The organism is Siminovitchia terrae, assembly GCF_003605405.2.
GTDB classification, from domain to species: Bacteria; Bacillota; Bacilli; order Bacillales; family Bacillaceae_C; genus Siminovitchia; species Siminovitchia terrae.
Genome location: NZ_QYTW02000017.1, coordinates 25011 through 46789, shown reverse-complemented (window position 1 = coordinate 46789; position 21779 = coordinate 25011). Strand labels below are relative to the sequence as shown.

The 21779-nt window shown below is 40.6% G+C and carries 18 protein-coding genes and 1 riboswitch; all 18 genes read right to left on the bottom strand.

Annotation, left to right across the window (positions count from 1 at the left end):
• Positions 1-60: 60 nt before the first annotated feature.
• Positions 61-573 (bottom strand): flavin reductase family protein, encoded by a 513-nt coding sequence (locus tag D5F11_RS15905; protein WP_120117117.1) that lies wholly within the window; start codon positions 571-573, stop codon positions 61-63.
• Positions 574-613: 40 nt separating this feature from the next.
• The gene (locus D5F11_RS15900) at positions 614-1684 is read right to left on the bottom strand and encodes a tartrate dehydrogenase (protein WP_120117116.1); all 1071 of its coding nucleotides are present in this window, start codon (positions 1682-1684) and stop codon (positions 614-616) included.
• 125 nt (positions 1685-1809) lie between these two features.
• The gene (locus D5F11_RS15895) at positions 1810-3402 is read right to left on the bottom strand and encodes a methyl-accepting chemotaxis protein (protein WP_120117115.1); all 1593 of its coding nucleotides are present in this window, start codon (positions 3400-3402) and stop codon (positions 1810-1812) included.
• A gap of 3 nt (positions 3403-3405) precedes the next feature.
• Positions 3406-3567, bottom strand: a complete 162-nt coding sequence (locus D5F11_RS26615) for a hypothetical protein (protein WP_185830738.1) — start codon at positions 3565-3567, stop codon at positions 3406-3408.
• A gap of 147 nt (positions 3568-3714) precedes the next feature.
• Complete coding sequence (locus D5F11_RS15890; RefSeq protein WP_120117113.1) at positions 3715-4791, bottom strand: protein-glutamate methylesterase/protein-glutamine glutaminase; 1077 nt, start codon at positions 4789-4791, stop codon at positions 3715-3717.
• A gap of 11 nt (positions 4792-4802) precedes the next feature.
• Positions 4803-5594 (bottom strand): CheR family methyltransferase, encoded by a 792-nt coding sequence (locus D5F11_RS15885; RefSeq protein ID WP_120117112.1) that lies wholly within the window; start codon positions 5592-5594, stop codon positions 4803-4805.
• Between the two features lie 287 nt (positions 5595-5881).
• A complete protein-coding gene (locus D5F11_RS15880; RefSeq protein ID WP_120117111.1) occupies positions 5882-6241 on the bottom strand; it encodes a response regulator in 360 nt (119 codons plus the stop codon).
• A 25-nt stretch (positions 6242-6266) separates the two neighbouring features.
• Positions 6267-8360 (bottom strand): chemotaxis protein CheA, encoded by a 2094-nt coding sequence (locus tag D5F11_RS15875; protein ID WP_120117110.1) that lies wholly within the window; start codon positions 8358-8360, stop codon positions 6267-6269.
• Between the two features lie 14 nt (positions 8361-8374).
• Positions 8375-8800: a chemotaxis protein CheW gene (locus tag D5F11_RS15870; protein WP_120117109.1), complete on the bottom strand. Its 426-nt coding sequence runs from the start codon at positions 8798-8800 to the stop codon at positions 8375-8377.
• Between the two features lie 360 nt (positions 8801-9160).
• Positions 9161-10750: a methyl-accepting chemotaxis protein gene (locus D5F11_RS15865; RefSeq protein WP_120117108.1), complete on the bottom strand. Its 1590-nt coding sequence runs from the start codon at positions 10748-10750 to the stop codon at positions 9161-9163.
• A 31-nt stretch (positions 10751-10781) separates the two neighbouring features.
• Positions 10782-11225, bottom strand: coding sequence for a chemotaxis protein CheW (locus D5F11_RS15860; RefSeq protein WP_120117107.1), 444 nt, complete (start codon positions 11223-11225; stop codon positions 10782-10784).
• A gap of 304 nt (positions 11226-11529) precedes the next feature.
• Positions 11530-13131, bottom strand: coding sequence for a methyl-accepting chemotaxis protein (locus tag D5F11_RS15855; protein WP_120117106.1), 1602 nt, complete (start codon positions 13129-13131; stop codon positions 11530-11532).
• Positions 13132-13635: 504 nt separating this feature from the next.
• Positions 13636-15237, bottom strand: coding sequence for a methyl-accepting chemotaxis protein (locus D5F11_RS15850; RefSeq protein ID WP_120117105.1), 1602 nt, complete (start codon positions 15235-15237; stop codon positions 13636-13638).
• 184 nt (positions 15238-15421) lie between these two features.
• On the bottom strand, positions 15422-17023 hold the full coding sequence (locus D5F11_RS15845; RefSeq protein WP_120117104.1) for a methyl-accepting chemotaxis protein: 1602 nt from the start codon (positions 17021-17023) through the stop codon (positions 15422-15424).
• 77 nt (positions 17024-17100) lie between these two features.
• Positions 17101-18696 carry a methyl-accepting chemotaxis protein gene (locus D5F11_RS15840; protein ID WP_120117103.1) on the bottom strand — a complete coding sequence of 532 codons (1596 nt, stop codon included), beginning with the start codon at positions 18694-18696 and terminating at the stop codon, positions 17101-17103.
• Positions 18697-18831: 135 nt separating this feature from the next.
• A complete protein-coding gene (locus D5F11_RS27815; RefSeq protein WP_120117102.1) occupies positions 18832-20139 on the bottom strand; it encodes a globin-coupled sensor protein in 1308 nt (435 codons plus the stop codon).
• A gap of 229 nt (positions 20140-20368) precedes the next feature.
• The gene (locus D5F11_RS15830) at positions 20369-20707 is read right to left on the bottom strand and encodes a hypothetical protein (protein WP_120117101.1); all 339 of its coding nucleotides are present in this window, start codon (positions 20705-20707) and stop codon (positions 20369-20371) included.
• Between the two features lie 43 nt (positions 20708-20750).
• The gene (locus D5F11_RS15825; RefSeq protein ID WP_120117100.1) at positions 20751-21470 is read right to left on the bottom strand and encodes an EAL domain-containing protein; all 720 of its coding nucleotides are present in this window, start codon (positions 21468-21470) and stop codon (positions 20751-20753) included.
• Positions 21471-21544: 74 nt separating this feature from the next.
• Positions 21545-21628, bottom strand: a riboswitch (cyclic di-GMP riboswitch).
• Between the last annotated feature and the right edge of the window lie 151 nt (positions 21629-21779).

Below are 21779 nucleotides of genomic sequence, written 5' to 3'. Positions count from 1 at the left end.
GTTGATTGGATCAGTGTTTTCGCGATCGTTACTGTTTAACCTTCACAACATGCATATTCTTTATTTTTTCTCATCAATGTTTGTATAAAATTGGGCCGGAATAGATCCGAAATTTCTTCTGTGATACAACATGGGATCGCGTTTCTCGATGTCGATATCTACCACTTCCCCGATGATAATTGTATGGTCACCTGCTTCCACGGCTTGATGCAGCTTGCATTGAAGGACAGCAAACGCTCCATCAATAACAGGTACATTATGCTCAGACATGTTCCAGCTGCATTTGCTAAAACGGTCGACATTAGGTGTAGCAAACGTCTTGCAAAGCTCCACTTGATCCGCAGCCAAAATATGTACTGCAAACGTCTCCCCATTGATAAAAGCATCCTTGGATGATACGCGATGGTCGACTGACCATAAAATAAGTAAAGGATCCAATGATACGGAAGCAAATGAATTAACAGTAAGCCCTACTGGGGTTCCGTCTTCTGCAACGGCAGTCACAATTGTAACACCCGTTGGATAATTTCCGAGCGCCTCTTTAAATAACTGCTGTTTCTCTTCTTTTAGCATGAAAATTGTCTCTCCTTTTTCCCTATATCCTCAATGTTTTCTAAAAAAGATCATTTAAAATTTCAGAAATTCGATCTCCGACTTCCGAAGTAGAGGCGCTGCCGCCTAAATCAGGGGTAAGTACCTTATTTTCTTCCAGAAGTATTTCTATCGCTTTCAAAAGCTTCTCTCCCAAATCATTATAGCCGAAAAAGTCAAACATTTGACTGGCTGACCAAACTGTTGCTAACGGGTTGGCAACGCCCTTCCCGGCAATATCAGGAGCTGAACCGTGCACCGGTTCGAACATGGAAGGATATTCCCTTTCCGGATTGATATTTGCACCAGCAGCGAGCCCCATCCCACCTGCAAGTGCGGCGCCTACATCAGTTAAAATATCCCCGAATAGGTTTGAAGTGACTACAACTTCGAAACGTTCCGGGTCAGTGATCATATGCATGGCCGCAGCATCAACCAGATACGAATAAGTTTGGATTTCCGGGTATTCTTTGCTTACTTCTTCAAATACTTCATCCCAAAAAACCATAGAGTAATTGAGTGCGTTTGCCTTACTGATGCTTGTTACTGTTTTTCCAGCTTCTTTTGCTGTTTCAAAAGCGTAACGAATAATCCGCTCTGTTCCTTTTCTGGAAAAAACACCTGTCTGCAGAACTACCTCTTCAGGTTTCCCTTTAAAGAGCCAGTCCCCTGCCCCAGAATATTCACCTTCGCTATTCTCCCGGATAAATAACATATCTATTTTTTCCTTGCTGCTGTTTTTCAATGGACAAGGCGCTCCATTCAAAAGCTGAATAGGACGAATATTCACGTATTGATCAAAGCTTTTTCGGATTCGCAACAGCAAGTCCCAAAGAGAAATATGGTCAGGAACGCCAGGATATCCGACAGCGCCCAAATATATTGCGTCGAAATCCTTTAGCCGATCTATTCCGTCTTCATCCATCATTCTGCCATGCTCAAGATAATATTCGCAGCCCCACGGAAAATGGGTAAATTCAAATTGAACCCTTCCATCTAACTGAGCAGCTTTTTCCAGAGCTTTGATTCCTTCTGCAATGACTTCAGGACCGATTCCGTCCCCTGGAATGACAGCTATTTTAAGTGTCTCCATTCACTTCAACTCTTTCGTCTTATATTTGAGTTTTACAATCATATCTATTTTATCAAAATAAAGTGAGAAAGACTTGTTTTTTGCAAACAAGCCTTCTTTCAATTCCCACTAAATAGATAGGAAAATCAGTCAGTCAGCTTGAAATTGGCGACTGACACATTCAATTCTTCTGCCAATTCAGTCAAGGAATGGGCCGTCGAAGCGGTTTCTTCACTGCTTGCAGTTGCTTCTTCTGTTGCTGCAGATATGTTTTCGATGAAATGCAACACCTCGGACGACTGAGCAGCCTGCTGTTCACTGGCACCAGCTATTTCCGTCACTTTATGTCCTGTATCTTTTACCATTTTAATTATTCGTTCAAAGGCATCCCCAGACTTTTGCGTGTAAAGAAGTCCTTCTTGTACTGATGTTACACTCAGCTCCGTGTTGTCCTGCATCTCTTTGATGATGGAGGTGATTTGTTTGGTTGCCTGTCCGCTTCTTTCAGCAAGTTTGCGGACCTCATCAGCCACAACAGCGAAACCCTTTCCCTGTTCCCCGGCACGAGCTGCTTCAATGGCCGCATTCAAAGCCAATAGATTTGTCTGATCTGCAATGTCGTCAATGACTTCGATAATTTCGCCAATCCTATTTGAATTCTGTTCCAAATTGGCCATCTGACCACTGACAACATTAGCTCCCTCCACAGAGGATAGCACGACTTTTTCTCCGTCCTGTGCAATTTTGATGGTTTCATTCGCCAGTTTAGCCGCCTGTTCCGTATTTTTTGCTACAGAATGGATCGTATCTGACAATTCAGCGAACAGCTCATTCATCGTTTGCGCAGCATTCGCCTGATTGGCGCTGGCACTGGCAATTTCAACAGTGCTTGCGGACACCTGCTCTGAGGATGCCGACAGGTTTTCAGCTGCATTCAATATCTTTTGAATCATCTCCCTTAAGTTGACTACCATGCGGTTAACAGACTGCGCCAGCACTCCGATTTCGTCCCTCGTTTGGATGTCCGTCGTTTCCGTCAAATCTCCATCGGCCACTTTTTCAACAAGACGGACGACTCGATTAAGCGGTTTAGAGATGACCCGTGAGATAAGAAACCCGAAAAAGATACAAAGTATAAAAGTTAGCGTAATGTTAAATAGAGTGATCGCTTTCACCATTGTATAGGTTTTTTTAGAATCCATATTCTCATTTTCTGCTTCAACAGTATTGATTTCAATCAGTTTATTGATAATAATCCCCAATTCGATTTGCAATTTGCTCAAGTTCATTTGATTAAAGTATTTGGTGTCATTTTTAATAATGACTTCTATCGATCTGTCATACTCTCGGTTATATTGGGTCAATTCCGTTTCAAATCTATTAAGCAATTCTTTCTGTTCTTTATTCAGTGATGTTTTGCTGTACAACTCAATATTCCGGTCGATTTCGGCTCTGGCTTCTTTGACATCTTCCAAGAGCTTCTCCCTTTCTTTATTGGAGGCACTAATAAAAATATCGCGCCAGTTCACTTTTAACTCTTGAAAAAGGTATCTGGTCTCATTCAAGTATTGAATAGGCTGAAGGCTTTCACCATACATATTTTCTGTGTTCTCATTCAGTTTCCCCATGTTATAGACTGCAAAAAAACCGCCGCCTATCTGGATGCAGGCAATGAAAATAAAAGCGAATATTAACTTCAATGATGTTTTTAAATTCAAAAATCTCAAGAAAAACTTCATTCTTCATTCCCCCTTATCAAATGCGCCTTGGCGTATTTGCGCCCAGATTTTATCGAGCTTCGCTCGATAAATTCCCTCTGAAAATCTGTGGCATCCGCCGGAGGCTTTAACTTTATTCAGCCCGGGTTTGAACCCCCACTGAATGGAATACCAATAGGCATTCATCTCTCCACTTACAGAAGTGGGAGACTTCTGCTGAATGAAGTTAAAACTCCAATCCACCAAACAATTCAAAACAAAATTAAAAGTGAAAAAATTCCCGATAAAGAGAAGCTCCCGGTTAGTACCGAGAGCAGATTCAGTTATGTACATTTATTTAGATAACTCGATCATTTTGGCAGAAATTCGAGTTAGCGGCAGAATGTGATCGACGCAGCCAAGATTGACTGCTGTTTTTGGCATCCCGTACACGATACACGTCTCCTCGGATTCCGCAACCGTCGTAACAGCCGCTCCGGAATCTTTTGCTCTTTTCATTCCTGCAGCTCCATCTCCGCCCATACCTGTCATGATAATATAATGGCGTTTTAATCCGGTCAGTTTGCTGACAGAATCATATAAGACATCAACGGAAGGACGATGTCCGTTGCAATGTGCTTCTTTATTTAACACAATTCTGTATTCATTACCTCTTTGGCGTACCCCCATGTGATAATCACCAGGAGCAATATAAACAGTTCCTCCGCTGATGACCTGATTGTTCTGCGCTTCGACCACATTCATATTTGAAATGCTATCAAGTCTTTTAGCCAGGTATTCCGTAAATTTTGGAGGCATGTGCTGTACGACGAGAAGAGGATCTTTGAAACCAGCAGGCAAACCTGTGATGACAGTTTCGAGTGCTTTCGGCCCTCCTGTTGATGTCCCAACAGCAAACAGCTGTTTAAAACCGGTCATAACCCTCTGTGGCTTTTCTATTTTTTGAATGACTGGCTTTGTTTTAAGCTGTACTGATTCTCTGCGAACTGGAGCTTCAATCTTCGCCAGCCGCGCTTTTGCAACTGCCTTGATTTTGAGAATCAGTTCTTCCCTTACTCGGAACAAATCCAGAGAGACAGATCCGGATGGTTTTTGAATAAAATCCACTGCACCAAGCTGCAAAGCCTTAATCGTCTCATAAGCCCCTTTTTCGGTCAAAGAACTGACCATGAGAACAGGAGTCGGGAATCTTTGCATAATATGCTTTAACGCCGTCAACCCATCCATTTCAGGCATTTCCACATCCATCGTGATGACATCCGGCTTCAACTTTTCTGTCAGCTCGATAGCCTCCAAGCCATTCTTTGCAGTCCCAGCTACTTCTAAACGATCATCCTTTGATACGAAATCAGAAATAAGCTTCCGCATAAAAATGGAATCATCTACGATAAGGACCTTAATTTTTCCCATAACAATCTCACCTACATCTTTTTGTAAAAAAACGTGTCCGCTTCTTTCAACTGGTACTTTTGTGGCTGAAAAATCTGCTCGGATCCGCCGACGAAAAGATATCCGCCTTTATTCAATGCGCGGCTGAATTTCTGAAACAGAAGATCTTTCGCCTCGTCGGTAAAATAAATTAGGACATTGCGGCAGATGATTAAATCAAACCCTTGTTCAAAAGGATCAGACAAGAGATCCTGCCGTCTAAAATGGACGCTTTTTCTTACCTTTTCTGAAATCACATGCTGCCTTCCTTGATTGATAAAAAATTGATCCCGGTAATAAGGGGAGAGATTTTTCAGCGTCCCTGTGTTAAAAGTGCCGGATTTCGCTTGATCAATGATCTTTTGATTGATGTCTGTCGCCAATATCCGTATATCTTTCCAGTCAAGGAATGAAGAAAGCAGCATGGCCAGACTGTATGGTTCTTCCCCCGTAGAACAGGCGGCACTCCAGCATTTAATCCTTTTCTTTTCCTTCAGGAGTTCAGGTATAATTTTCTTTTCCAAAACATCCCACCGGGAAGGATTGCGAAAAAATTCTGTGACATTGATCGTCATATGATCTAAAAATTCTTCATAAAGCATCTCATCCTGCATCATAGCTTTATAGAATTCATCAAACGTCCGAAAACCTTTTCTACTTTTTAAGGCTGTCAATCTTCTCTTCATCTGGTCTTCTTTGTAAGAATGCAAGTCTATGTTTGTCTGTCTCTTGATTCTCTGGATAAACAAATCGTAATCTTGGTTTTGGTCCAATACTTCAAGCATTACTTCACCTTCAGCTCTTTACTTTTCAAACTTCTGCTGTATCCATGCCACCTATCGTTAATGCTGAGGATAACAGCTCCTTTACTTCAACAGATTCCCTGCGAGAAAAGCAGGAAGCATGATAATCAAAAAAAATCTAGAGAATGGCTCTTGTATTAGCCAATGGTTAGTCCAGTAATGCATTTGATTTCATAGAGTTGCTTCATCGTGGCAGAGGTGTTTTTCATACCAGTATTTACTGGCATCCTGAACATGATCTGACTACTAAAGCTCAACCTTCCGTCAATTCAGTTCTTTCCTACCTTGGCTACCGCGTTCATCATCCTTTGTGGATTGATCGGCTTGACAATGAAATCGACGGCCCCTGCGATGATTGCTTCTTTTACCATCGATTCCTGCCCCATAGCGGAAGAGATAAGAACTTTTGCATTTGGGTCATATTGCTTGATTTCTTTCGTAGCCGTAATTCCGTCTTTATTCGGCATGGTGATATCCATTGTAACCAAATCCGGTTTCAGCTCTTTATATTTTTCTACCGCATCATTCCCGTCAACAGCCTCTCCTATTACCTCATGGCCAAACTCTTCCAACATCTTCCGTAAAGTCATTCTCATAAATGCTGCATCATCTACTATTAAAATTTTCATATAATCTCACTTCCAGTCCATAGATTTATACGTTATTAATCATTCTGTTAATACCGGCCACTTCCAGTATCAGTTCCACCCGGCCGTCCCCTAAAATTGTAGCCCCGGAGATTCCGTTGATTTTTCCAACATATTTCCCCAAAGACTTAACAACAATCTCCTGATTGCCTTGGAGTTCATCAACTATCAAAGCAATCTTTTTCTCACCTACACCTACAATTACAACCGGAAGCTGCCTATTTTCCGAAGCTCCCCGTGGAATTTGGAGCAAATCGTGAAGCCAGACAACAGGTAACACTTGTTCTCGGACAACCACAATCGATTTGCCTTTGATTGTCTGAATCGTATCTGGATGAATCCGAACAATTTCAACGACATTGCTCATTGGCAAAATAAAGGTCCTGTCTGCCAATCTAATAATCAACCCTGTAATGATAGCCAATGTCAATGGCAGCTTGATTTTAAAAGAAGTACCTTGACCCAGTTTTGTATCCAGTTCAATGATTCCATTCAAGCTTTCAATATGGCTACGGACGATATCCATCCCAACTCCCCGTCCAGAGACATCGCTCACTTCTTTAGCTGTGGAGAAACCTGGACGGAAAATGAGGTAGGCTGCTTCATCATCGGTCAGCTTCTCAGCTTCCTCGGCAGTAATGACGCCTTTTTTCATCGCCGATTTTTTCATTTTTTCAGGATCTATTCCTGCGCCGTCATCTCCCACCGTGATGACTACCTGATTCTCTTCATGACTAGCAGTAATACGCAAAACACCTTTTGGAGGCTTATTAGTCTTTGCCCTGTCCTCTTTTGATTCCAGGCCGTGGTCAACAGCATTCCGAATCAAGTGAATCAAAGGATCTCCAATTTTTTCAATGACTGTTCTGTCCAATTCCGTTTCTTGACCTTCAATGACAAGATCAATGTCCTTATCCAGAGTTTGTGCTAAATCGCGAACCATTCTCGGGAACCTGCTGAACAACTGCCCAATTGGCAGCATCCGTACTTTCATAACACTTTCCTGAAGCTCTCCGATCACACGGGCAACATGATCGGAAACCTGAACGAGATCATCAACAGTATCATCTTCCGTGTAGCGATTATGTAGCAATCCGCTTACCTGACTGATTCTTGTTTGATCAATAACAAGTTCCCCTACCAAATTCATGAGATGCTCCAAACGTTCCACATCCACCCGGATCGTTTGAGACGCCTGCCGTCCTTTAGCAGGCTTTTTCTCTTTAGGCTTTTGTGGTTCAGCCTTAGGTGAGGAATGTACTTCTTTTCCCTTCGCCTTTTTATCCTCTTCAGCAGGCTCTTGGGCTTTTTCCACAGTTTCTACTTCAGCAGCAACAGCTGTTTCTTTTTCCGCAGCTTGCTGCCCTAAATCCTCTACTGCTACCTCATCGACATCCGTCATCATTTTTACAAGGTCAGAAATTTCCGACTGGCTCTGTTGCGTCGCAATGAGAAATTGTACTTCTTCATAATCCGTTTCCTGATTATCGGGATTTTCAAAATCTGGTGATGTTTGAATTATGTCTGCCCCGCTTGATTCCAGTTGGTTTTTAATTAAAAAAGCCCGTACTGATTTCATTTCACATTCTGCGGAAATCTGGATAGACAGTTTATAAATGTTCAGCCCCTGTCCCCTATATGAATCAATGTGTCCTTGAATTTCTAATGAATATGCTTCACCAGAAGCTTTTTCCTCTTCTTGCTCCGGTTGTTTTTGGATGGAAAAATTCTCCACTTCTTCAATAAGCGGTGTTATGTCCGTTCTTGGATCTTGACCCGAAACAATTTCTTCCTTTAGTTGCTTCAATTCATCCAGGCACTTGAATAAAAGGTTGATCAAATCATGAGTGACTGACAATCTACCATTGCGGACATGATCAAGCAAATGCTCCATTTCGTGAGTCAGCTTTGTCATATCCTCAAAACCCATTGTCGCCGACGAACCTTTTAATGTATGTGCAGCTCGAAAAAGCCTTTGTATGACTTCAGGGGATTCCCCCTCTTGTTCCAGCACAAGAATCTCCTGGTCAATAATATCCAACTGCTCATCGACTTCATCTATGAAAACTCCTAAAAACTCGCTTAAATCAAATGTATCCATTTCCGTTTCACCGCCTATTGTTGGAGAACTTTATCCAAATTTAGTATGCTGACCAGTTCCTCATTCTCATGCCCGATACCGGAGAAGAACGAACCTTTTACATCTCCGAACGTTTCTGGTGGAGGCTGAATTTCGCTAAACGTAGTCACCTGACTTACACTGTCCACAACAATACCGATCATCTCATCTGCATATTTTACAACCACAATCCGAGTGTCTTTTGTATATTCCTCTTCAATCAGCCCAAAGCGATGGCGAAGGCTGACGATTGGGATGATCCTTCCCCTCAGGTTAATAACCCCTTTAATATGAGCTTGGACATTTGGTATTTTTGTAACTTCCTGCATTCGTATAATTTCTTCAATATCATGTATCCTAATTGCGTATTTCTCAGTTCCAATACCGATGGCAACATATTGTTCCTGCCTTGCTTTCCCCATATTGATCACCTGTTTTTTATATTTTTCTTCATTTATACTTCACCCCCAATTAATCCATTGGGGGTGAACTCAAGTATTATCAAATGCGCCTTGGCGTATTTGCGCCCAGATTTTATCGAGCCCCGCTCGATAAATTTCCTCTGAAAATCTGTGGCATCCGCCGGAGGCTTTAACTTTATTCAGCCGGGGTTTGAACCCCCACTAAATGGAATACCAATATGCATTCATCTCACCACTTACAAAAGTGGGAGACTTCTGCTGAATGAAGTTAAATAATGTAGATAATCCATTATTCAAACTGCACCACAGTGTGATGTTAGAAGGCCTAGCACTTTGGATGCCGAGTCGTTTTTTATACATTTAGTTTAATTTAAAAAAGGAGACAGATGCATTTAATTCCTCTGCCAAATCGTTGAGTGATTGTGCTGCAGAAGCTGTTTCTTCACTGCTTGCAGTCGCTTCTTCCGTCGCTGCAGATATGCTTTCAATAAATGTTAGTACTTCTGCTGATTGGGCCGCCTGCTCCTCACTCGCACCCGCTATTTCTGTTACTTTATTGCCCGTGTCATTCACCATTTGAATGATATTTTCAAATGCTACGCCTGACTGCTCAGTGAAGGATCTTCCTTCCCTTACAGATTTAACGCTTAGCGCTGTATTTTGTTGCATCTCTTTAATAATCACAGTGATTTGTTTCGTTGCCTCACTGCTTCTTTCCGCAAGCTTGCGAACTTCCTCTGCAACTACAGCAAAACCTCTGCCCTGATCTCCTGCACGGGCCGCTTCGATCGCTGCATTCAAGGCCAGTAGATTCGTCTGGTCTGCAATGTCATCAATGACCCCTATAATTTCTCCAATTCTGTTTGACTCCAGCTCCAGACTAGATATCTGTTCATCGACTGCGTTGGCGCCCTCCACTGAAGAAAGCACTACCTGTTCCCCTGCCTGTGCAATTTGAACCGTCTTGTTCGCCAGCTCCGCAGCATGCTCAGTATTATCAGCAACGGCATTGATTGCTTCAGACAATTCCCTGAACAACTCGTTCATTGTCTGGGCGGCATTCGCTTGATTAGTGCTCGCACTGGCAATTTCCTCGATACTGGCCGACACCTGTTCAGAGGACGCCGATAAATTTTCCGATGCCCTCAGAATACTTTGCACCGTGGCCCTCGAATTTAGCACCATCGTATTGACAGACCGAGCTAGTATTCCGATCTCATTCTTTGTTTGGATATCTGTCGTTTCAGTTAGGTCTCCGTCTGCCACCTTTTCAACGAGTCCAACTACTTGGTTCAGCGGACGAGCGATTGCATTCGAAATCAATAGCCCCATTCCTACACTGATCGCCAATACAATGATGATAATTAAGCTAGCTAGAAGTTTGGTCGAATCATATGTATCTTCAGCCCCTTTATATGTTTCTTGGGCTTTGGCAGAATCGATCTCTGTCAATTGATTGACGATTCCAAGCAATTTATTTTGCTGATTCAGCAAATCTCCGCCAATATAGCTTTTATAGTCTGACTTTTTGTCAATTATCGCTGTAATGGATTCATCGTATGCACTGTTGAACGCTTGGAATGTAGGATCAAAATCTTCCACTAGATTTTTCTGTTCATCTGTTAAAGATGGATTTTTGCTGTATAGCTCCATATTTTCTCGTATTTGTGACCTGATTTTATTCACAGAATCCATCAGTTCAGCGCTGGAATCCGCTACATATACGTCGCGCCATTTAACCCTGATTTCCTGAAGGAGAACCTTGTTATCCGACATGATTTCAATAAGCTTAAGCCTCTCATTATACATTTCTTCCATTCCGTCATTCATCTTGCCCATATTGATCAAGCCAAAAAAATTAATACCTATTTGAAGAATGGCAACAAGAATAAAGACTGATAGTATTTTGGTCCTTATTTTTAAATTATAAAACCAACTAGAAAACTTCATATTTGGACACTTCCTCAAATTTTAAGTGATACTAATCCAAAACCTTTTGAATATCCACCTGCTGCAGTAAAGTCTGTAGATTCAACAAAGCGATTGTCTTGGAATCATGGTGATATACCCCAGTAATCCATTCACTTTGTGACATGTGCGGTGCAGGGCTGATATGTTCATCTGATAAAAACATGACATGGTCAACCTCATCCACCACAAATCCAAACTCCTGGTCATTAGTCTGTAAAACAATCATTCTTGTTTTGGAATCTATTGTCTTTTCATCTTCAGAAAAAATCCGATGAAGACTGATGATAGGAATAATATGCTCTCTAAGATGAATGACGCCTAGAAACTCCTCACGCGAATTCGGCACCCATTTGACAGTCTGCATCCGGATAATTTCCGCAACATCGTGAATCGAGATGGCGTAAAAATTTTCATTTATAGCAAATACTACATATTGTTCATCTTGTGTACTCAATGATATACCTCCTCGCAATATACTGTAGTAGTGATCCCCCCGTTATCCTGCATCAAGTGGATAAAAGACATTGTTATCGAAAATCAGTCAGGTCTCACGCGGAACTTTTTTGATTCACTACCAGTTCATTTCCAGTTAAAAATTGGGAATCTTTTATTACTAATTTAATATAATAACTGCTATCCTTTTTATCGGCATATTCATGATATTTTTTATATACGTCATTGAAAATTCACTTTTCAGCCTTTTTAAGGTTAGTCAATACGAAAGCTCCGGTCCAAGACCAGAGCTTACTAGGGTTAAATTAATCTATTTTAAAAGCTGCTACCGAAGCATTTAATTCCTCTGCTAGTTCCGTTAATGCATTGGCTGTTGTTGCTGTTTCCTCGCTGCTTGCGGAAGCCTCCTCGGTTGCAGCAGAAATACTCTCGATGAACGTAAGCACCTCTTCCGACTGTGCTGCCTGCTCTTCACTCGCGCCGGCTATTTCTGTCACTTTGTTGCCCGTGTCATGAACCATGTTGATAATACTTTCGAAGGCTTCACTTGATTGCTGCGTATAAACAAGTCCTTCCTGGACGGATTGAACGCTGAGTGTTGTGTGGTGCTGCATCCCCTTTATGATAGTTGTAATCTGCTTCGTCGCTTCTCCGCTTCGTTCCGCCAGTTTGCGTACTTCGTCAGCAACAACGGCAAATCCGCGTCCTTGTTCCCCAGCACGAGCCGCCTCTATGGCTGCATTGAGCGCCAATAAATTAGTTTGATCTGCGATGTCGTCAATCACTTCGATAATTTCTCCGATTTTATGAGAATCCTCCTCTAGCTTTGCCATCTGATCACTGACATGGTTAGTCCCTTCTACTGAAGAAAGAAGCACTTTTTCCCCATCCTGTGCAATTTTAATTGTCTTGCCGGCAAGCTCCGCCGCTTGCTCCGTATTTTGCGCTACAGCATTGATGGCTTCCGACAATTCCCTGAACAGCTCATTCATCGTTTGTGCAGCATTTGCCTGATTAGCGCTGGCACTGGCAATTTCATCCGTGCTGGCTGAAACCTGTTCAGAGGATGCAGATAGGTTTTCTGCCGCACTTAATATGTTTTGAACGGTAGCCCTTAAGTTTAAAGTCATCGTATTGAAGGATTGAGCCAGTTTCCCGACCTCATCTTTCGTCTTGATATTGGTAGTTTCGGTCAAATCCCCATCAGCTACCTTCTCCACCAGATTTGCCATTTCATTAAGTGGACGGGCAATAACCCTAGTAAGCAAGAGTCCAAGAGCGATACACATCGCGAACGTAAGTATTGAAATGATAATCAAAATGGTTATTGAGGTGGAATAGGACTTTCCGGTAGCAATGTATTCTTCTCCATTGATCTCCATATCAACAGCCTTGATCTGCTCGATATAGTTGGTTACCCCTTCATGTAATTTATTCAATTCTTCATTCTTTTGCTGAAAGCTGCTTCGATTCGCAGAAACCGATTTGATTGCATCATCATAAACTTTGTTATAATAATCAAAATTTAAAGTAAACTCCTCTCGAAACCTCTCTCCCTTCTGCTGAATCTCTTCTCCAAAATCCAAATAGACATCTGCGTAAATATTGACATTTTTTTCGATGTCCTGCCTCATAGTCTTTATTTCTTCCAATTTCTTTGAGTTATCCGCTTTCAAATCAGACAATGCAATTTCTTGCCACATAATTTTTAATTTATACAGATCTATCTGGGCTTGAGTAAGATGACTCATAGGGACTAACGTTTTTTCATATGTCATCCAGACATTTCCACGAAGCGTCTTCATGGTTGACATGGAATATATACTTACACCTGCAAGTATCACAGCAATTAGTACAAAAGTCGATAATAATTTGAATGATGTTTTTCTATTTAGAAACCAACGCATATTCTCAACATCCCCTTATTTTGAAATTTCGTCGTGCATTCTATCATCAAACGGCTATTCTTAAAAGCAGACCAACCATTCATATATAGAAGCAGCCAATTTCTAGCATTTTTATTTGTTTTTCAAATTCAGTTTCAATAAGAGCATCCTTTCCTCATAAAAGCCCTCCTTCCCTGCTTTTTCTCATAATAGTAGAACAATTATGCCCCTTAGTAATTAATAACTATGTATATCTTCTATATAGCTTTAAGTTTGTTAATTTTTGGCAAAATTTCAATACTAAAGAATGTCCTTACTATTATTTTTTTTATCGGTAAATGTAAACTGTTTTTAATATGCGTTTTTTCAAACATTCGTTTTAGTCAAAAATAAGAGTAATATGGAGGTTGAAATTCAAAGACTCGTTACGATACAAAGGACAAAAGTCCTCGGGAAATCCATTCCCAAGGACTTGACTCATGTGGGGATATCAATCATCATTTTCTAAGTTTCCCCAGCCATTATTTAATTTACCTTGAAGGAAGCCACCGATGCATTTAACTCTTCTGCCAGATCGGTGAGCGATTGTGCTGTAGAAGCTGTTTCTTCACTGCTTGCCGACGTTTCCTCAGTTGTAGCAGATATGTTTTCAATAAACGTGAGCACTTCAGCCGACTGAGCCGCTTGTTCCTCACTGGCACCGGCAATTTCCGTCACCTTATTTCCAGTTTCATTAATGAGCTGAATAATATTTTCGAAAGCTTCACCGGAGCGTTGGGTAGAGGTTACACCCTCAGCCACTGATTTAACGCTTAATAATGTAGCTTCCTGCATTTCCTTGATAATGGCAGAGATCTGCTTAGTCGCTTCGCCGCTTCTTTCAGCAAGGTTGCGGACCTCGTCGGCCACAACCGCAAATCCTTTACCTTGCTCACCTGCACGTGCAGCTTCAATCGCTGCATTTAAAGCCAGAAGATTCGTTTGATCTGCAATATCATCAATAACCTCGATAATTTCTCCAATTTTATTGGAATCTTGCTCCAAGAGGGACATCTGGTCACTAACAAGATTAGCTCCTTCCACAGAAGACAGGACCACTTTTTCTCCATCCTGCGCAATCTCCATTGTTTTATTCGCAAGCATAGCGGCCTGTTCTGTGTTCTGTGCCACCGCATTAATTGCTTCTGATAATTCCCTGAACAATTCATTCATTGTCTGCGCAGAGGTTGCTTGATTGGTACTTGCACTGGCAATCTCTTCTGTGCTGGCAGAAACCTGTTCGGAAGACGCCGATAGGTTTTCCGCAGCAATTACAATATTTTTGATCATGCCCTTTAAATTGTCAATCATATGATTGACGGATTGCGCAAGTATTCCAACTTCGTCCTTCGTTTGAATATGAGCCTTTTCAGTCAGATCCCCTTCAGCAACCTTCTCCATTATTTCTGCCATCTCATGAAGAGGGCGTGCAATAATCTTTGTCAGGAAGAAACCGAGGGCGATGCAAATTCCTAGTGTCAATATAACGATGGTAATCATGATTTTCATCGTGGTGGAAAACATCTTTTCAGAGTTTTGATATTCTTCTTCAGAAATGGACATATCCACATCCCAGATCTCTTCTAAATATGTTGTTAAGCGATCATGGTATCCATTCAACTCAGCATCGAGTTTTTTGAAGCTATTGCTGTCTTTTTTTACTGATTGAACTGCTTCATCATATGCTTTGTTGTATGCTTCAAAGTCTGACATAAACTTATCATGGAATTCCTGAGCCTCCTGCTGGGCCTCCACGCCTTCAGTCTCATAGGAATTTTTATAAATTGTAATATTTTCGGCGATATCTTCCCTAGTTTTCTTTATTTCTTCCATCTTTGAATCAATGGAAGCTTCTGATTTGGCCAGTGTAACATCGCGCCAGCCAATCCTTAATTGCAGAAGCTCATTCTGGGCATTAGCCATATTTTCCATTGGCTTTAGTGCAGCAGTGTACATCTCTGCGCCAATTGTATTAATTTTTTTCATATTGATTATTGCAAAGATACTTACCCCTGCAAGTATGATCGAAATGAAAATAAAAGATGATAAAAGCTTGAATGAAGTTTTTCTATTAACGAACCAACTCATTCTATAAAACACCCCTTACTTAAAAATCTTCTTAGCCTACACTTAGGAAGCCCTTGCTCTATTGCAAGCTCCCAATCTGTATGCCGTTCACAATAATGGCTAAAGGCAGATAATGAACGGATTTGGTTAATCTCTATAAAATCCCATTTTCTTATTCCTTCCAATTAAAGAAAATATTGGTAACCTAGGATAATTTGAATGCAGCAACTGATGAATTCAGTTCCTCTGCTAATTCTATTAAGTTCTGGGAGGTAGCTGCTGTTTCGCTGCTGCTTGCCGTCGCTTCCTCCGTCGCAGCAGAAATACTTTCGATAAACGTGAGGACCTCTGCCGACTGGGCTGCCTGCTCTTCACTAGCACCCGCTATTTCCGTCACTTTATTGCCTGTATCATTAACCATGCGAATAATATTTTCAAAGGCTTCACCAGATTGCCTTGTAAAAGCAAGCCCCTCTTGCACAGATTTCACGCTAAGCGCTGTATTTTCCTGCATGTCCTTGATAATCGTTGTGATCTTGTCTGTCGCTTCACCGCTTCTTTTTGCAAGCTTGCGAACTTCCTCGGCCACCACAGCAAATCCTCGGCCCTGTTCTCCGGCACGGGCAGCTTCAATCGCTGCATTTAATGCCAATAAATTCGTCTGATCTGCAATGTCATCGATGACCTCGATGATATCACCAATCCTGTTAGAATCCTTCTCTAACCTTTTCATCTGATCGCCTACGACATTGGTGCCATCAACTGAAGATAGTACTACTTTTTCTCCATCTTTAGCAATTTGGATCGTATCATTAGCAAGCTTTGCAGCCTGCTCTGTGTTTTGGGCTATAGCTTGGATTGCTCCTGACAGTTCCTTTAACAGCTCATTCATTTTTTGAGATGCATTTGCTTGATTGACGTTGACACTTGCTATCTCCTCGGTACTTGCTGACACCTGTTCTGAGGAAGCTGACAGGCTTTCAGCTGCACTTAAAACATTTCTGATCATGCCTTTTAAATTGATAATCATCTTATTGGCTGACTGAGCCAGCATTCCAACTTCATCCTTTGACCGAATCTCAGCGATTTCAGTCAAATCTCCTGAAGCCACGTTTTCCATCAACCCTGCCATATCTTGGAGTGGACGGGCAATCATCTTTGTCAGCAAAAGCCCTACAAAGATACATAGAGCGAATGTTAGTACAGCTACTACGAACATGACGACTAACGAAGTAGAATACATATTCTCCGAATCATGATATTCCTCTGTCGACATAGACATATCTACAGCCCAGATTTCGTCAATATAGCTGATTAAACGTTCATTATACTCTTTCAATCCAGGATCCAATTGTTCGAAGCCACTCCGGCCGTCAGAAACCGACCGGATTGCCTCATCATAAGATTGATTGTAAGCCTTAAATTCCGCGGTGAACTGTTCATAAATCTGTTGCGCCTCTCGCTCTGCCGCTTCTCCGTAACCCAAGTAGGAATCAGTGTAACTTTTGAAATTTTTCACAATATCTTCTCTAAGTATTTTTATTTCTTCCATTTTCGTTTTATTGTCAGTTTCGGGATCAAATAATACAATATCCAACCATGCATTTCTTAATTTCTGGAGTTCAAACTTCGATTCATTCAAGTCCTTCATTGGAATGATCGATCCAATATAAAGGCTTCCAACATTTACATTAATTTTCTTCATGTTTGATATTGCATAAGCACATACGCCTGTAAGAATAACAGCAATTATAATAAATGAAGATATTAGTTTGAATGATGTTTTCCGATTGATGAACCAACGCATTTTTGACATCCTTTTATTTCGTATTTTTCTTTCCCTGTACCTCCAAAACAGTAATTTATATATTGTACTCTACTTATTCATGATGTTTTAAAAGCTGATACGGATGCATTCAACTCTTCGGCCAAGTCAATCAGGCTTTGCGATGTCAACGCTGTTTCCTGGCTGCTTGCCGTTGCCTCTTCAGTTGCAGCAGAAATGCTCTCGATGAAAGACAGCACTTCTTCCGATTGAGCCGCTTGTTCCTCACTGGCACTTGCAATTTCCGTCACTTTGTTGCCTGTTTCATTGATCATCTGAATAATATTTTCAAAGGCCTCTCCCGACTGTTTCGTATATACCAGCCCGTCTTGCACCGATTTTACACTGTGTGCTGTGTTTTCCTGCATGCTTTTTATAATCATCGTGATCTGCTTTGTAGCTTCTCCGCTTCTTTCGGCCAGCTTGCGGACTTCTTCTGCCACGACAGCGAATCCCCTTCCTTGGTCTCCTGCTCGTGCTGCTTCAATAGCAGCATTTAGCGCCAAAAGATTTGTCTGATCTGCAATATCATCAATCACTCCAATAATTTCACCAATTTTGTTCGAATCTTCTTCTAAACTTGATATATTGTCGCTTACAAGGTTAGCGCCCTCTACAGATGATAAAACGACTTGTTCTCCATCATGGGCAATCTGGATCGTCTTGTTTGATAGCTCAGCTGCTTGCTCTGTGTTTCGTGCTACCGCATTAATTGCTTCAGACAATTCCAAAAATAATTCATTCATTGTTTGCGCAGCGTTTGCTTGATTGGCACTTGCGCTGGCAATTTCCTCGGTACTCGCTGATACCTGTTCAGATGACGCCGATAAATTTTCTGCAGCGCTTAATATATTTTGGATCATTCCCTTAATATTGATCACCATACGGTTGACAGATTGCGCAAGAATGCCCACCTCATCCCTTGTGTTTATATTTGCCGTTTCCGTTAAATCCCCATCAGCGACCTTTTCTACGAGACCAACCATACGTTTTAGTGGACGAGAAATGATTTGGGAAATGAATACTCCGAAAGCAACACTGATGACTAGCGTAATGACTACACTAGATAATGTGATGATTGTAGATGTAGCATGTACATTGTCAGCCCTCTCTTTGGCTTTGTCAGCTCTTTTCATATCTAATTCCACCAATTGGTTCATAATGCTGACCAATTGAAGCTGGAGGTTGTTAAAGTCTCCACTCATATAAGCTTTATAATCGCCTGTTCCATTGACAATCTGCTGAACGGATTCGTCGTATTTCGTATTATATTCCTCCCACACCTTATCATAGGTTTCAAGCAGCCTTTCCTGGTTTACATTTAAAGGCCTGTCTCTATACAATTCAAAATAATATGTAATTTCTTTTCTGAGTGTGTTGACATCCATCAGCAAGCCGGCCCTTTCGTTCGGCGAGTCGATTAAATTAATATCACGCCATTTCAAGCTTAATACTTGGAAATTATTTCGAGCTTGCGACATGTATTCAATCGGTTTCAGGCTCTTTTCATAAATAAGATCGACATCATCGCTGACCTTGTCCAAGCTGGATAACCCAAAGTATCCGGAACCAGCTTGTAGTAATGCGATAAATATAAAAGCCGATAAAAGCTTCGTCGCTGTTTTTAGATTTAAAAACCAATTTAATAATTTCATTCATAACTCACCTTCTTAATCATGCTGTCTTCTCCATTCCTTTTAAGCTGTTTCACAAAAAAACCCCCTAAGAGGGGGAAATAATATGATTGTTCATTCTGATTCAATCCGGTTATTTTCGCACCTCAAAAAAATCTAAACCATCGCGGCTTCATTCAATTGTTCTGCTGACGACGTCACAATTGCTGAAGCATTTTCAATTTCATTGACAACCGCAACGAGCTGGTCCATCTGCTCCTGTACTTTCATATTCGTCATGCTGTTTTGCTGGATGGACTGGGCAATATTCTGAAATGCTTCATGAGTATGTTCAGACGTTGCAATACCGGACATCAACGCTTCTTCCACATGCTTCAATGACTTTATCACCTGTTCCTTGTATAGGTTGGAGTTAGAAATCAGTTCGTGAATTTGTGAGATGGAATTCTTTGTTTGTTCAGCAAGGCTTTGCACCTCTTGGGAAAGTACGGCAAATCCTCTTCCGTGTTCGCCGGCCCTTGCCGCTTCTATAGCGGAATTCAAAGCTAGGATATTCGTTTGCTCAGCGATATCTTGAACAATGTGAATGACACTGGAAATTTGATCAGAAGACTCACCCAGGCGATGGATGCTTTCAATCATATCCCTTGAGTAATTATCCATGACACTTATTTTTTCTAATAATTCCTTCAGTTTGTGCTGTCCATCTTGTGCATAATTTTTTGCTAAAATAGACTGCTCATTGTTCTCTGTAGTCGTTTCATTTACTTCACGGATATTTTTACTCAAAGCGGCAACAGATGCCTGAGTCTGTTCGGCAAGGGCAACCAGTCCTTCACTTACGGAAGTCATTTGGTTTTTCAGATAGATTTTCCCCTCTTCAAATTGAGCATTTAACTTTAGCATGTTTTCCCGATCATATGCTTCAAGAACGATTTGCTGCTCCAAGCTTAGGATTTTATTGACAGCTGAAAGGAGCGATTGCAGCTTTCTCTTATCTTTTATATTCTTAAATGCTAGATGAGTGATCGTATCGTGAATGCCTTGAAACGATCCCATATACCATGCTGGTTCCAATCCGATTACATAGTGAACCTTCGCGATTTTCAAACGTTTATCTATAAAGCTTTGATCTATGTTCCCATCGAACATTTCTATAATGTGAACTCTTAAGGTTTTCTTAAGGCGCTCGACAGTGGAGTTCTTCTGAATAATCTTTTTTAAACTTGCAACCTTCAGAACAACCGAATAGAACTCATCAACTAATCGTTCGATATTTTCCTTAACTAATGGCTGAATACTTTTGAGGAGCTTCAAATCTTTTTCGGTAAGGTTGATCATATTGATTTTATCCAATATAGAAGTATCCTCTATTTTTGTGCCAACTTTCGTATTTACTTTTTCACTATGATTAATTCCATCTTCTTTTTTGCTGGTTGATTTCCCAATCCCCAAAAAACTCATGTTTCGTCCTCCTCTTTGCCGTTTGCGTTTTCAACATTATTTTTTATTCATTTCACAATAGGTCTTAATTCCTATTTCATCGACATTTATTCTACAAATTATGTATCGGCTTCTTTCTAGCAATCTTTAGTAGATTGGGCATACCGTCTTCAAAATGTAGTAAAAAAGTTTCACAAAAACGCAAACCGCAAAACCATTTGAATTTTTTCGTTCCTAGGAAATCAAGGATTTACAAACTTTGCCATAAATGGTAATTTTGCAATGAAAAGTCAAGCCTTAAATCATTATTTATCGCTCTTTCATTTTTGAGATAGAAAGTAAAAATTTTAATATCTTGTATCGCTTGAGTAAAAGAAATGATTTCGAATTGCATGGTTTGATGATACTTAAGATACTGGAACATCGTTTCCCCTCTTAAAAAGGCAAGTTGGTAGATATCTGTATACTCATACAGAAAATCAAACATCCTCTTTAGCGAATCATAATCTATAGAATTAACTGGTATTTTTTTAAAAGGGAATTGCGATAACAATACATCATATCTACTAATTTCTTGAATTGCTGACATTTATAATGCTCCTTATACTGGCGAATATTGTTTAATCCAAGGTTTAAATGAATACAGATTGTAATAAAGCTGGTTTCCCAAGATAATATCCTTGGGCTCCTGAAATTCCCAATGCTTTTGCCATTTGAAGTTCCTCTTCTGTTTCGACGCCTTCTAATATAAGTTTGCTTCCGGTTTTCTCACAAAAATTTTTAAAAACTGAGATATACTCCTGTTTTTTTTGAAATATATGTAAATCTTGAGCAAGGTAACGATCCAATTTTAAGTAATCGGGTTCTAATTCAATAATGGTTTCTGCACTTGAGTATCCTCTCCCAATGTCATCAATTGCTATTAAAAATCCATCCTGCCGGAGTCCAAATAACCGATATTTTAAACTATCCAAGTCCGAAATTGCCTCTGATTCAGATATCTCCAAGACTATTTGTTGATTAGCTGAGTCATTGTCGGCAATTATTTGTTGAACGAAATCTGGAAAATTCGGATTTAGAATGGTCGACGGGAAAATATTTAAAAACAGGACTCCGAGTTCTTCCCTTGAATCTACTGAATAAAAACTTGAAAGAGCTTTATAAATGGACTGGGAATCCAAATCATAAAGACAATTTTCTTGTTTGGCCGTTTGAAAAGCTGCTTCAGGGTTTGGGTATGTTTCATGTCTTAAAAGCGCCTCATACCCTACTTTTTTACTACTTTTTATATCGTAAATCGGTTGAAAAAAATGATAAAACTGGTCCATTTGAATAAAGCTTTCAGCAGACAAAAATTCATACCTCCCTTCGAAAGAAAAAAAGGTGCGCCCAAGAAAAAAGGGCCCACCTGTAGTGTCCAATTTCCTTTGGCAACTCGGCCACCATAGCAAAGAGCTTTAGGTCCGTAGCTTTGCGTCCTTACTTTTCAATAAGTTTGCCTTTATCTGGATTAAAATTAAATGATTACAATTGTCATTATAGCAAATCATGACAAAATTCCTAGCATTTTAATGTTCATAAGCTTATGTTTGATTCTTAATACCTATATCCCATTAACAAATATACCAGCATTTAGTCTTTAAAATTAAGAAAACAAACAA

What these genes read in the sequence shown, in the direction of transcription:
- D5F11_RS15895 (WP_120117115.1), bottom strand. Translation starts at nt 3,402, where the DNA reads ATGAAGTTTTTCTTGAGATTTTTGAATTTAAAAACATCATTGAAGTTA.
- D5F11_RS15875 (WP_120117110.1), bottom strand. Translation starts at nt 8,360, where the DNA reads ATGGATACATTTGATTTAAGCGAGTTTTTAGGAGTTTTCATAGATGAA.
- D5F11_RS15845 (WP_120117104.1), bottom strand. Translation starts at nt 17,023, where the DNA reads ATGCGTTGGTTCATCAATCGGAAAACATCATTCAAACTAATATCTTCA.
- D5F11_RS15900 (WP_120117116.1), bottom strand. Translation starts at nt 1,684, where the DNA reads ATGGAGACACTTAAAATAGCTGTCATTCCAGGGGACGGAATCGGTCCT.
- D5F11_RS15830 (WP_120117101.1), bottom strand. Translation starts at nt 20,707, where the DNA reads ATGTCAGCAATTCAAGAAATTAGTAGATATGATGTATTGTTATCGCAA.
- D5F11_RS15905 (WP_120117117.1), bottom strand. Translation starts at nt 573, where the DNA reads ATGCTAAAAGAAGAGAAACAGCAGTTATTTAAAGAGGCGCTCGGAAAT.
- D5F11_RS15885 (WP_120117112.1), bottom strand. Translation starts at nt 5,594, where the DNA reads ATGCTTGAAGTATTGGACCAAAACCAAGATTACGATTTGTTTATCCAG.
- D5F11_RS15870 (WP_120117109.1), bottom strand. Translation starts at nt 8,800, where the DNA reads ATGGGGAAAGCAAGGCAGGAACAATATGTTGCCATCGGTATTGGAACT.
- D5F11_RS15850 (WP_120117105.1), bottom strand. Translation starts at nt 15,237, where the DNA reads ATGAGTTGGTTCGTTAATAGAAAAACTTCATTCAAGCTTTTATCATCT.
- D5F11_RS15855 (WP_120117106.1), bottom strand. Translation starts at nt 13,131, where the DNA reads ATGCGTTGGTTTCTAAATAGAAAAACATCATTCAAATTATTATCGACT.
- D5F11_RS26615 (WP_185830738.1), bottom strand. Translation starts at nt 3,567, where the DNA reads ATGAATGCCTATTGGTATTCCATTCAGTGGGGGTTCAAACCCGGGCTG.
- D5F11_RS15865 (WP_120117108.1), bottom strand. Translation starts at nt 10,750, where the DNA reads ATGAAGTTTTCTAGTTGGTTTTATAATTTAAAAATAAGGACCAAAATA.
- D5F11_RS15890 (WP_120117113.1), bottom strand. Translation starts at nt 4,791, where the DNA reads ATGGGAAAAATTAAGGTCCTTATCGTAGATGATTCCATTTTTATGCGG.
- D5F11_RS15880 (WP_120117111.1), bottom strand. Translation starts at nt 6,241, where the DNA reads ATGAAAATTTTAATAGTAGATGATGCAGCATTTATGAGAATGACTTTA.
- D5F11_RS27815 (WP_120117102.1), bottom strand. Translation starts at nt 20,139, where the DNA reads ATGAGTTTTTTGGGGATTGGGAAATCAACCAGCAAAAAAGAAGATGGA.
- D5F11_RS15840 (WP_120117103.1), bottom strand. Translation starts at nt 18,696, where the DNA reads ATGAAATTATTAAATTGGTTTTTAAATCTAAAAACAGCGACGAAGCTT.